Below are 12,034 nucleotides of genomic sequence, written 5' to 3'. Positions count from 1 at the left end.
AAGGGCGTACCCGCAGCCCCCCGGAGGGGGTGCGCAGCACATGGCGGAACCGCTGTCGAGCCCGGACCGCGTGGGGAACGTCACACGCGTAAACAGGTTCGAGGGTACGGGAATTCGCGCCTCCGGCAGGGTCCGAATTCACCTTCGGAATTGCCGTTCTAACGCCGCTGCACGCTGGGTGAACGCCTAGCGCATTTCCGTCATCAGCCCGTGCAGAAATGTCAGGTTCACCTCTTCGAGGGAGGCGACGACCGTGCGGCGCAGGGAGGGGGCGATGGGGGCCACGGAGGGCACGGCCACGACCTGGCAGCCCGCGGCCTCGGCGGAGGCGACTCCGGTGGCGGTGTCCTCGATGACGGCGCACCGGGCCGGGTCGGCGCCGAGCCCGGATACGGCGGCCAGGTAGGGATCGGGGTGGGGCTTGGTGCGCGGCACCTCGTCGCCGGCCACCGTGAGGCTGAAGTGGTGGGCGCCCAGCGTGGTCAGCACCCGGTCGATGATGCGCCGGTGCGAGGCGGAGACCAGGGCGGTGGGGATCTCGTACTCGTACAGCTCGGCCAGCAGCCGTCCGGCGCCCGGCATCAGCGGCAGGGCGCCGCCGATACGCGCCTCGAAGCCGTCGTTCAGGAGCACCGTGAGTTCGTCGAGGGTGATGTCGGCGCCGGTGGCCTCGATGAGGAAGCCCGCGCTGCGGGTCATGGGGCCGCCGACCACGACATGGCGCCAGGACTCGTCGAGCGTGTGACCGAGGGAGGCGAAGACCTCGACCTCGACGTCCCACCAGAAGCCCTCGGTGTCCACCAGGGTGCCGTCCATGTCGAGCAGCACGGCTTGCAGAGCTGAACCTTCGGCCGTCAGGGTGCCGAGCGCGGGGACCGTACTGGTCATCCACGTACCTCCTTGAGGGACGTTCAGGCCGGTTCCCTGGAGGGAACCGGCCTGCGGTGGACCGACCAGTCTACGTCGTGCGCGGACGAAACGCTTCTTTTGCCCCGGGCGCCCGCAAGGGGCTCAGCGGGCGTTGAAGTACTTCGCCTCCGGGTGGTGGATCACGATGGCGTCCGTGGACTGCTCCGGGTGCAGCTGGAACTCCTCGGACAGCTGGACACCGATGCGCTCCGGTTCGAGCAGGTCGGCGATCTTGGCCCGGTCCTCCAGGTTGGGGCAGGCGCCGTAGCCGAGGGAGAAGCGGGCGCCGCGGTACTTGAGCTCGAACATGCCCTGCATGCCGTCCGGGTCCTCGCTCGCGAAGCCGAGTTCGGAGCGCACGCGGGCGTGCCAGTACTCGGCGAGCGCCTCGGCCAGCTGCACGGACAGGCCGTGCAGTTCGAGGTAGTCGCGGTAGGCGTTGGCCTCGAAGAGCCGTGCGGTCTCCTCGCCGATGCGCGAGCCGACGGTGACGACCTGGAGGCCGACGACGTCGACCTCACCGGTCTCCTCCGGGCGGAAGAAGTCGGCCAGACACAGGCGGCGGCCCCGGCGCTGGCGGGGGAAGGTGAAGCGGGTGCGCTCGTTGCCCTGCTCGTCCAGGATGATCAGGTCGTCGTCCTTGGAGACGCACGGGAAGTAGCCGTAGACCACGGCCGCCTCCAGCAGGTTCTCCGTCTGGAGCCGGTCCAGCAGGCCGCGCAGCCGGGGCCGGCCCTCGCTCTCGACGAGTTCCTCGTAGGAGGGTCCTTCGCCGGTGCGGGCCTGCTTGAGGCCCCACTGGCCCTTGAACAGGGCTCCCTCGTCGAGCCAGCTCGCGTACTCCTTGAGCTGGATGCCCTTGATCACGCGGGTACCACGGAAGGGCGGCTCGGGGACGGGGTTGTCGGTGGCGACGTCGGAGCGGACGTGCCCCTCCTCGGGGCGCTCCTCCACGGCGGCCGGGGCCGCCGCCCTGACCCGGCGCTGCTTGAGCTCGGGCAGCTTCGCGCCGGGCACGCCCCGCTTGACGCCGATGAGGGCGTCCATCAGGCGCAGGCCCTCGAAGGCGTCGCGGGCGTAACGGACCTCTCCCTCGTAGATCTCGTGCAGGTCCTGTTCGACGTAGGCCCGGGTGAGGGCGGCGCCGCCGAGGATCACCGGGAAGTTCGCCGCCAGACCGCGCTGGTTCAGCTCCTCCAGGTTCTCCTTCATGATCACCGTCGACTTGACCAGGAGACCGGACATGCCGATGACGTCGGCCCTGTGCTCCTCGGCGGCCTCCAGGATCGCGGAGACCGGCTGCTTGATGCCGAGGTTGACGACGTTGTAGCCGTTGTTGGACAGGATGATGTCGACGAGGTTCTTGCCGATGTCGTGCACGTCTCCGCGCACGGTGGCGAGCACGATGGTGCCCTTGCCGTCCTCGTCGGTCTTCTCCATGTGCGGTTCGAGGTGGGCCACGGCCGTCTTCATGACCTCGGCGGACTGCAGGACGAAGGGGAGCTGCATCTGGCCGGAGCCGAACAGTTCGCCGACGACCTTCATGCCGTCCAGGAGGGTCTCGTTGACGATGTCGAGCGCGGGCCGCTCTTGGAGGGCCTGGTCGAGGTCCGCTTCGAGGCCGTTCTTCTCGCCGTCGATGATGCGCCGCTTCAACCGCTCGTCCAGCGGCAGCGCGGCCAGTTCCTCGGCCTTGCCGGCCTTGAGGGACTTGGCGGTGGCGCCCTCGAACAGCTGCATGAGCCTTTGCAGCGGGTCGTAGCCCTCGGCGCGGCGGTCGTGGATGAGGTCAAGGGCCGTCTTGACCTCCTCCTCGCTGAAGCGGGCGATCGGCAGGATCTTCGAGGCGTGCACGATCGCCGAGTCCAGGCCGGCCTTGACGCACTCGTCGAGGAAGACGGAGTTCAGCAGGATGCGGGCGGCCGGGTTGAGGCCGAAGGAGATGTTGGACAGGCCGAGCGTGGTCTGCACCCTGGGGTGGCGCCGCTTGAGCTCGCGGATGCCCTCGATGGTGGCGATGCCGTCCTTGCGGGACTCCTCCTGGCCGGTGCAGATGGTGAAGGTCAGGCAGTCGACGAGGATGTCCTCCTCGTGGATGCCCCAGTTGCCGGTCAGGTCGTCGATGAGCCGTTCGGCGATCTCGACCTTCTTCTCGGCGGTGCGGGCCTGGCCCTCCTCGTCGATGGTGAGCGCGATGAGGGCGGCGCCGTGCTCCTTGGCGAGGGCCGTGACCTGGGCGAAGCGGGACTCGGGGCCGTCGCCGTCCTCGTAGTTCACCGAGTTGATCACCGCGCGGCCGCCGAGCTTCTCCAGGCCGGCCCGGATGACGTCGACCTCGGTGGAGTCCAGCACGATCGGCAGCGTGGAGGCGGTGGCGAAGCGGCCGGCCAACTCCTCCATGTCGGCGACGCCGTCGCGTCCGACGTAGTCCACGCACAGGTCGAGCATGTGCGCGCCCTCGCGGATCTGGTCGCGGGCCATCTCCACGCAGTCGTCCCAGCGACCCTCCAGCATGGCCTCGCGGAACTTCTTGGAGCCGTTGGCGTTGGTGCGCTCGCCGATGGCCAGGTAGGAGGTGTCCTGCCGGAACGGCACGGTCTGGTAGAGGGAGGCCGCGCCCGGCTCGGGCTGCGGGCTGCGCTCGCTCGGGGCGACGTCCCGGACGCGCTCGACCAGCCGGCGCAGGTGCTCGGGGGTGGTGCCGCAGCAGCCTCCGACGAGGGAGAGGCCGTAGTCCCGGACGAAGTTCTGCTGGGCGTCGGCCAGGCCCTCGGGGTCGAGCGGGAAGTGGGCGCCGTCCTTGGTGAGGATGGGCAGGCCGGCGTTCGGCATGCAGAGCAGCGGGATGCGCGAGTGACGTGTCAGGTAGCGCAGGTGCTCGCTCATCTCGGCCGGGCCGGTGGAGCAGTTCAGGCCGATCATGTCGATGCCGAGGGGCTCCAGCGCGGTCAGTGCCGCTCCGATCTCGGAGCCGAGCAGCATGGTGCCGGTGGTCTCGAAGGCCATGGAGCACAGCAGGGGCACCTCGACGCCGACGGCCTCCATGGCCCGGCGGGCGCCCAGGACGGACGCCTTGGTCTGGAGCAGGTCCTGGGTGGTCTCCACGAGCAGCGCGTCCGCGCCGCCGGCGAGCAGGCCCTCGGCGTTGGCCTGGTAGCCGTCGCGGATCGTGGCGTAGCCGACGTGGCCGAGCGTGGGCAGCTTGGTGCCGGGTCCGACCGAGCCGAGCACCCAGCGCGGGCGGCCGTCCCGGGCGGCGTACTCGTCGGCCGCCTCGCGGGCGATCCGGGCACCCGCCTGGGACAGCTCGTGCACCCGATCGGCGATCTCGTACTCGGCGGCGGCGGTGTGGTTGGCGCCGAAGGTGTTGGTCTCGACGCAGTCCACGCCGACCGCGAAGTAGGCGTCATGGACCGAACGGACGATGTCCGGCCGCGTCAGGTTGAGGATCTCGTTGCAGCCCTCGAGATTCTCGAAGTCCTCGAGCGTGGGGTCCTGCGCCTGGAGCATGGTGCCCATGGCTCCGTCGGCCACGACCACGCGGGTGGCCAGGGCTTCTCGGAGCGCGGACACACGGGTCCGGCTGTCTGCGGAAGGGGTCGGCGGCAACGAGGCCATGTAAAGGGCTCCCTCAAATGCGACGGCTGTCGGCTTCGCGGCTTCCCGGACAGCCTGAGGGCTCCCGGGGAAGGGCGCACCGCGCCAGCGTAACCGGGAGTGGGCTTGGATGGGCAGCGCGTCCACGAGCCGGACGCGGCCGTACGAGCGGCAGCGCCCCTGTTTCCCCGACGGTGACCGGTACGCGTCGCCCCGGCAGGGCCGAGACGGCCGCCGGGCGGCCCGGCGGTGATCGGCGTGCAACAAATGGCGACATGCCATTAGCGAGAGGTCGGCATCGACCGGTAGTGTTCGACATTGCCGAACGAGGGCTGTGGTGCCGCTTGTCGGCGGTCGAAGGGGACGGAGGCAGTACGGCGATGGCACGGAACATCCAGTCGCTCGAACGGGCGGCCGCGATGCTGCGGCTGCTCGCGGGCGGCGAGCGTCGGCTCGGCCTGTCGGACATCGCCTCGTCGCTGGGCCTGGCCAAAGGCACCGCCCACGGCATCCTGCGCACCCTCCAGCAGGAGGGCTTCGTGGAGCAGGACGACGCCTCCGGGCGCTATCAGCTGGGCGCGGAGCTGCTGCGCCTGGGCACCACCTACCTCGATGTGCACGAGCTGCGGGCGCGCGCCCTGGTGTGGACCGACGACCTGGCCCGTTCCAGTGGCGAGAGCGTCTACCTGGGCGTCCTGCACCAACAGGGCGTGCTGATCGTGCACCACGTGTTCCGGCCCGACGACAGCCGGCAGGTCCTGGAGATCGGGGCCATGCAGCCGCTGCACTCCACGGCCCTGGGCAAGGTGCTGTCGGCCTACGACCCGGTGGCGCACAGCGAGGCCCTGGAGGCCGATCGCAAGGCCTTCACCGACCGGACGGTGTGCGAGCCGGAGGACTTCGAGCACCTCCTCGACGTCACGCGCGCGCGGGGGTACGCGGCCGACGTGGAGGAGACCTGGGAGGGTGTGGCCTCCCTCGCCGCCCCCATCCACGACCGGCGGCGCATGCCGGTCGGCGCGGTCGGCATCACCGGCGCCGTGGAGCGGCTGTGCCGGTCCGAGGAGGAGGGCGCGCTGCGGCCCGAGCTGATCGCGGCGGTACGGGACTGCGCCCGCGCGGTCTCGCGCGATCTGGGCGCCGGGCGGTTCTGACGGCACACGAGTGGACCGGGGCGTCGTACGGCGTTCCGGTCCTCGGCATGTCCGCGCTCACCTGCGGCAAAGATCCTCGAGCCCGGCGCGATCAGTAACGATCGTGTTTTCGACAACACAGCTCTTGACGTGCTCGTAACGCCGAAGCAAGACTCCCGTCCATCGGTCGACATTGTCGAACAGCTACCGGCAATACGCGCTAGAGTGTGACAAGGCCAGGCCGGTATCGCACTTCACCCCTGGACGAAGGACAAAGGAGTCGCGGGTGTCCAGCTCCGACATCTTCATCGGCGAGACCATCGGTACCGCCATACTCATCCTGCTCGGCGGCGGCGTCTGCGCCGCCGTGACGCTCAAGGCTTCCAAGGCCCGCAACGCCGGCTGGCTCGCCATCACCTTCGGGTGGGGCTTCGCGGTGCTCACGGCCGTCTACACCGCGGCGCCGCTGTCCGGCGCCCATCTGAACCCGGCCGTGACCGTGGGCATCGCGATCAAGGACGGCGACTGGAAGAACGTCCCGGTCTATCTGGCCGGACAGATCCTCGGCGCCATGATCGGTGCCGCCCTGGTCTGGATCGCCTACTACGGACAGTTCCACGCGCACCTCACCGACCGCGAGGTCGTCGGCGGTCCGGGCGCGCAGGACACCGCGGTCAAGGCCGTCGAAGCCCAGGAGAAGGGCGCCGGCCCCGTGCTGGGCGTCTTCTCCACCGGCCCCGAGGTCCGGGTCGCCTGGCAGAACGTCGCCACGGAGATCATCGGCACGATCGTGCTGGTCCTCGCCGTGCTCACCCAGGGCCTGAACGACAACGGCAACGGCCTGGGCACCCTGGGCGCCCTGATCGTCGCGCTCGTGGTGGTCTCCATCGGCCTGTCCCTCGGCGGCCCGACGGGTTACGCCATCAACCCGGCCCGTGACCTCGGTCCGCGCATCGTGCACGCCCTGCTGCCGCTGCCCAACAAGGGCGGCTCCGACTGGGGCTACGCCTGGGTCCCGGTGGTCGGCCCGCTGATCGGCGGGGCCATCGCCGCAGGCATCTACAACGTCGCGTTCGCCTAGGAGCGGCATTCATCCCCGCTTCGCGAAACTCTCGGCACGCGCCGTACGTAAAGCCCCATAAACACGGAACTCTCCAGGAGACACAGTGACCGACGCGCACACCGCCGGCCCCTTCATCGCCGCCATCGACCAGGGCACGACCTCCAGCCGCTGCATCGTCTTCGACCGGGACGGCCGGATCGTCTCGGTCGACCAGAAGGAGCACGAGCAGATCTTCCCGAAGCCGGGCTGGGTCGAGCACAACGCCACCGAGATCTGGACCAACGTCCAGGAGGTCGTCGCCGGGGCCATCGAGAAGGCCGGCATCACCCGTGACGACATCAAGGCCATCGGCATCACCAACCAGCGCGAGACGACCGTGCTGTGGGACAAGAACACCGGTGAGCCCGTCCACAACGCCATCGTCTGGCAGGACACCCGCACCGACGCCCTGTGCCGTGAGCTCGGGCGCAACGTCGGCCAGGACCGCTTCCGCCGCGAGACGGGCCTGCCGCTGGCCTCCTACTTCGCCGGCCCGAAGGCCCGCTGGCTGCTCGACAACGTCGACGGGCTGAAGGAGCGCGCCGAGGCCGGCGACATCCTCTTCGGCACCATGGACAGCTGGGTCATCTGGAACCTGACCGGCGGCACCGACGGTGGCGAGCACGTCACGGACGTCACCAACGCCTCGCGCACCATGCTCATGAACCTGCACACCATGCAGTGGGACGACAAGATCTGCGAGTCCATCGGCGTCCCGCAGCAGATCCTGCCCGAGATCCGCTCCTCCGCGGAGGTCTACGGCGAGATCACCGGCGGCAAGCTGGGCGACCTGCTCGGCGGCATCCCCGTCGCCTCGGCGCTCGGCGACCAGCAGGCGGCCCTGTTCGGCCAGACCTGCTTCGCCGAGGGCGAGACCAAGTCGACCTACGGCACCGGCACCTTCATGGTGATGAACACCGGTGACAAGATCATCAACTCCTACAGCGGCCTGCTGACCACCGTCGGCTACAAGATCGGCGACCAGGACACGGTCTACGCCCTGGAGGGCTCGATCGCCGTCACCGGTTCGCTGGTGCAGTGGATGCGCGACCAGATGGGCCTGATCTCCACCGCCGCCGAGATCGAGACCCTCGCCCTGTCGGTCGAGGACAACGGCGGCGCCTACTTCGTGCCGGCCTTCTCCGGCCTGTTCGCCCCGTACTGGCGCTCCGACGCCCGTGGTGTGATCGCCGGCCTGACCCGGTACGTCACCAAGGCACACCTCGCGCGTGCCGTCCTGGAGGCCACCGCCTGGCAGACGCGGGAGATCGCCGACGCCATGACGAAGGACTCCGGCGTGGAACTGGCCGCCCTGAAGGTCGACGGCGGCATGACCTCCAACAACCTGCTGATGCAGACCCTCGCCGACTTCGTGGACGCCCCGGTGGTGCGCCCGATGGTCGCCGAGACCACCTGCCTCGGCGCCGCCTACGCCGCCGGTCTCGCCGTCGGCTTCTGGAACAGCACCGACGACCTGCGCGCCAACTGGCGGCGGGCCGCCGAGTGGACCCCCCGCATGGACGCGGACACCCGCGCCCGTGAGTACAAGAACTGGCTCAAGGCCGTCGAGCGGACCATGGGCTGGCTCGAGGACGAGGAGTAAGAACCAGCATGACCAGTCAGTCCACCCTGCAGTCCGTGCCTGCCCTGGGGACGCACCCGGCCTCCGGCTCGAACCCGAGCCGAGCCGAGACCAGGGAGCAGCTCTCCAAGGCGTCGTACGACCTTCTCGTGATCGGCGGCGGCATCCTGGGCATCTCCACCGCCTGGCACGCCGCGCAGTCCGGCCTCAGGGTGGCTCTGGTGGACGCCGGCGACTTCGCCGGCGCCACGTCCTCCGCCTCCTCCAAGCTCCTCCACGGCGGTCTGCGCTACCTGCAGACCGGCGCGGTGAAGCTGGTGGCGGAGAACCACTTCGAGCGCCGTGCGGTCTCCCGCCAGGTGGCTCCCCACCTGGCGAACCCGCTCACGTTCTACCTGCCCGTGTACAAGGGCGGGCCGCACGGCGCGGCGAAGCTCGGCGCGGGCGTCTTCGCCTACTCCGCGCTCTCCGCCTTCGGGGACGGCGTCGGGCATCTGCTCTCGCCGGCCAAGGCCGCGCAGGACGTGCCCGAGCTGCGCACCGAGAACCTCAAGGCCGTGGCCGTCTACGGCGACGACCAGATGAACGACGCCCGCATGGCGCTGATGACGGTGCGCGGGGCCGTCGAGGCGGGCGCGGTCGTCCTCAACCACGCCGAGGTGACGGGCCTGCGCTTCACCCAGGGCCGCGTCACCGGCGCCGAGCTCAGGGACCGCCTGTCCGGGGACGAGTTCGGCGTCAACGCCCGGCTGGTGCTGAACGCGACCGGCCCGTGGGTGGACCACCTGCGCAGGATGGAGAACCCGAACGCGGCTCCCTCCATCCGCCTGTCCAAAGGCGCGCACCTGGTCCTGAAGCGCACCTCCCCCTGGAAGGCCGCGCTCGCCACCCCGATCGACAAGTACCGCATCACCTTCGCCCTCCCCTGGGAGGACATGCTGCTGCTCGGCACCACCGACGAGGTGTTCGAGGGCGACCCGGCGGACGTGTCGGTCACCGAGCAGGACATATCGCAGATCCTCGACGAGGCCGCCTTCTCGGTGCGCGACCAGCAGCTGAACCGCGACCTCATCACCTACGCCTTCGCGGGTCTGCGCGTGCTGCCGGGCGGCCCCGGCAGCACCGCCAAGGCCAAGCGCGAGACGGTGGTGACCGAAGGCCGGGGCGGCATGCTGTCCGTCGCGGGCGGCAAGTGGACCACCTTCCGCCACATCGGCCGGACGATCATGAAGAAGCTGGAGGCGCTGCCGGGTCACCCGCTGGGCGACGACTTCGAGCCGATCAGCGCGCTGCCGAAGAAGCTGCCGCTGCCCGGCATCGCCAACCCGCGCGCGGTCGCCCACCGGCTGCTCACGGACGGGCCGGCGCCGGGCCCGCGCATGGCGGCCGACACGGCCAGGCACCTGGCCACGCACTACGGTTCGCTGGCCTTCGACATCGCCCGTCTGGCCAACGAGAGCCCGGAGCTCGCCGAGCGCGTCCACCCCGACGCCCCGGAGATCTGGGCGCAGGTCGTCTGGGCCCGGGACCACGAGTGGGCCGAGACGCAGGACGACGTGCTGCGCCGCCGCACGACGCTGACGATCCGGGGTCTCGCCACGGACGACGTCCGCGCCAAGGTGCAGGACGTGCTCGACAAGAAGTAGGCACGGCCCGGGGGGCACCCGGTGCGGGAAGGGGCGGCTCCACGCCGACGGAGCCGCCCCTTCCGTGTTCCCCGACCCCCATAATGACCTGATACGTCGGAGGTCTGGAGCGGCAGGGAGGTCGACCATGGCAGTGACCGACGAGGCGATCGAGAAGATCAAGGGAATGATCGTCTCCGGCGCGCTGCGCCCGGGCGACCGGCTGCCCAAGGAGAGCGAACTCGCCGCCGACCTCGGGTTGTCCCGCAACTCCCTGCGGGAGGCCGTGCGCGCCCTGTCGCTGATGCGGATCCTGGACGTACGGCAGGGCGACGGCACCTATGTCACCAGTCTCGACCCGCAACTCCTGCTCGAGGCGCTGAGTTTCGTCGTCGACTTCCACCGCGACGACACGGTCCTGGAGTTCCTGGCCGTACGCCGCATCCTGGAACCGGCCGCGACCGCCCTGGCGGCCGTGCGGATCAGCGAGCAGCAACTGGACGCGCTGACGGTCCAGCTGGACAAGCTCGGCGAGGCCCCGTCCGTGGAGGATCTCGTCGCCTGCGACCTGGAGTTCCACCGGGGCATCGTGCACGGCTCGGGCAACTCCGTGCTCTGTTCGCTCCTCGACGGACTGTCGGGCCCCACCACCCGGGCCCGGATCTGGCGCGGCCTCACCCAGGAGGACGCCGTCGCCCGCACCCTGCGCGAGCACCGGGCGATCCTCGCCGCACTGCGCGACCGGGACGGCGAGGCGGCGCGCTCGTGGGCGACCGTGCATATCGCGAGCGTGGAGCAGTGGCTGCGCTCCACGCTGTGACCGGCGCCCGCGCATCGCCCGGAAGCGTGCGGGGTGTTCGGGGGCGGATCGCGGGGCAGTGATGGGGCACTCCCCCTGCAAGGGGGCTGCGGGCGCCCCCGCGGCACGCCGTAAGGTTGGGTGGTCAAGCGAGGGCACGTCGGAAGGAGGCGCTGGGTGATCGAGCTCGAGGGGGTTCCCGAGCTGGTCGACCCGGTCATGGTGGCCGCGTTCGAGGGCTGGAACGATGCCGGCGACGCCGCCTCCACCGCGGTCGCGCATCTGGACAGGGAATGGAAGGGCGAGGTGTTCGCGGCGCTGGACGCCGAGGACTACTACGACTTCCAGGTGAACCGCCCCACGGTGTTCATGGAAGCGGGCGTCCGCAAGATCACCTGGCCCACGACGAGGCTGTCGGTGGTCCGGGTCGGCGGTGACAAGCCGCGCGACCTCGTCCTCGTCCGGGGCATCGAACCGTCCATGCGGTGGCGTTCGTTCTGCAACGAACTGCTCGGCTTCGCGCACGAACTGGGGGTGGAGCTGGTGGTCGTGCTGGGCGCCCTGCTCGGTGACACCCCGCACACCCGCCCGGTTCCGATCAGCGGGACGACGTCCGACCCGGACCTGGCCCGCCGCATGGATCTGGAGGAGACCAAGTACGAGGGCCCCACGGGCATCGTCGGTGTCCTCCAAGAGGCCTGCACGCACGCGGGCGTCCCGGCCGTCTCGCTCTGGGCGGCGGTGCCGCACTACGTGTCGCAGCCGCCGAACCCGAAAGCCACGCTGGCGCTGCTGAACCGCCTGGAGGACCTGATCGACGTGCGCATCCCGCTGGGCGAGCTGCCCGAGGACGCGCGCGCCTGGCAGGTCGGCGTGGACCAGCTGGCCGCCGAGGACAGCGAGGTCGCCGAGTACGTCCAGTCGCTGGAGGAGGCCCGGGACACCGCCGAGCTGCCGGAGGCGTCGGGCGAGGCGATCGCCCGGGAGTTCGAGCGCTACCTGCGGCGCCGCGACGGCGGCGGACCACCCGCCACCGGCGGTCACGCCACGGCGGACGGCAGCGACAGCACGTCGTACCTGCGGGACAACCCGGGCGGCCGCACCCGCCCGCCGAAGCCGCCGAAGCCGGGTACGGACGACGACGAGTCGTCGGAGGACTGAGGGCGTCACACGAACCGTGGGGCGTCTCCCGGCCATCGGCCACACCGGCCGCTACAAGGCCTACCCGATCCTCGGCGGCGCCCTCTCCGCCGTCGGCATGTGGCTGCTGTCGCGCCTGGAGGTCGG

8 protein-coding genes are annotated in these 12,034 nt (G+C 70.4%); 6 read left to right on the top strand and 2 right to left on the bottom strand.

Features of this window, described 5'->3' with window-relative positions; translation table 11 throughout:
- Positions 1–186: 186 nt before the first annotated feature.
- Together ABTX62_RS28440 and metH are read right to left on the bottom strand one after the other, a co-directional pair.
- Positions 187–888: an HAD family hydrolase gene (locus tag ABTX62_RS28440; RefSeq protein WP_352118858.1), complete on the bottom strand. Its 702-nt coding sequence runs from the start codon at positions 886–888 to the stop codon at positions 187–189.
- Positions 889–1,011: 123 nt separating this feature from the next.
- Positions 1,012–4,527 (bottom strand): methionine synthase, encoded by a 3,516-nt coding sequence (gene metH / locus ABTX62_RS28435; protein WP_352118857.1) that lies wholly within the window; start codon positions 4,525–4,527, stop codon positions 1,012–1,014.
- A 359-nt stretch (positions 4,528–4,886) separates the two neighbouring features.
- Here metH and ABTX62_RS28430 point away from each other — a divergent pair, with 359 nt between their 5' ends.
- From ABTX62_RS28430 to ABTX62_RS28405, 6 genes are all read left to right on the top strand, one after another.
- Complete coding sequence (locus tag ABTX62_RS28430; RefSeq protein ID WP_283971730.1) at positions 4,887–5,660, top strand: IclR family transcriptional regulator; 774 nt, start codon at positions 4,887–4,889, stop codon at positions 5,658–5,660.
- A gap of 265 nt (positions 5,661–5,925) precedes the next feature.
- Entirely contained in the window at positions 5,926–6,720 is a 795-nt protein-coding gene (locus ABTX62_RS28425; protein WP_283971729.1) for an MIP/aquaporin family protein, read from the top strand.
- A gap of 85 nt (positions 6,721–6,805) precedes the next feature.
- Complete coding sequence (glpK, locus tag ABTX62_RS28420) at positions 6,806–8,344, top strand: glycerol kinase GlpK (protein ID WP_352118856.1); 1,539 nt, start codon at positions 6,806–6,808, stop codon at positions 8,342–8,344.
- A gap of 8 nt (positions 8,345–8,352) precedes the next feature.
- The gene (locus ABTX62_RS28415; RefSeq protein WP_352118855.1) at positions 8,353–9,969 is read left to right on the top strand and encodes a glycerol-3-phosphate dehydrogenase/oxidase; all 1,617 of its coding nucleotides are present in this window, start codon (positions 8,353–8,355) and stop codon (positions 9,967–9,969) included.
- A 127-nt stretch (positions 9,970–10,096) separates the two neighbouring features.
- On the top strand, positions 10,097–10,768 hold the full coding sequence (locus ABTX62_RS28410; RefSeq protein ID WP_352118854.1) for a FadR/GntR family transcriptional regulator: 672 nt from the start codon (positions 10,097–10,099) through the stop codon (positions 10,766–10,768).
- A 156-nt stretch (positions 10,769–10,924) separates the two neighbouring features.
- The gene (locus ABTX62_RS28405) at positions 10,925–11,908 is read left to right on the top strand and encodes a PAC2 family protein (protein WP_283971725.1); all 984 of its coding nucleotides are present in this window, start codon (positions 10,925–10,927) and stop codon (positions 11,906–11,908) included.
- The last annotated feature ends 126 nt before the right edge of the window (positions 11,909–12,034 follow it).

It is taken from the genome of Streptomyces sp. NPDC096046, from assembly GCF_040303285.1.
In the GTDB taxonomy this organism is placed as follows: Bacteria; Actinomycetota; Actinomycetes; order Streptomycetales; family Streptomycetaceae; genus Streptomyces.
Note: the sequence above shows the minus strand (reverse complement) of the source record. Positions and strands in the feature narration are given on the sequence as shown.

Coding starts and splice junctions, on each gene's coding strand:
- ABTX62_RS28440 (WP_352118858.1), bottom strand. CDS start 888: ATGACCAGTACGGTCCCCGCGCTCGGCACCCTGACGGCCGAAGGTTCA.
- metH (WP_352118857.1), bottom strand. CDS start 4,527: ATGGCCTCGTTGCCGCCGACCCCTTCCGCAGACAGCCGGACCCGTGTG.
- ABTX62_RS28430 (WP_283971730.1), top strand. CDS start 4,887: ATGGCACGGAACATCCAGTCGCTCGAACGGGCGGCCGCGATGCTGCGG.
- ABTX62_RS28415 (WP_352118855.1), top strand. CDS start 8,353: ATGACCAGTCAGTCCACCCTGCAGTCCGTGCCTGCCCTGGGGACGCAC.
- ABTX62_RS28410 (WP_352118854.1), top strand. CDS start 10,097: ATGGCAGTGACCGACGAGGCGATCGAGAAGATCAAGGGAATGATCGTC.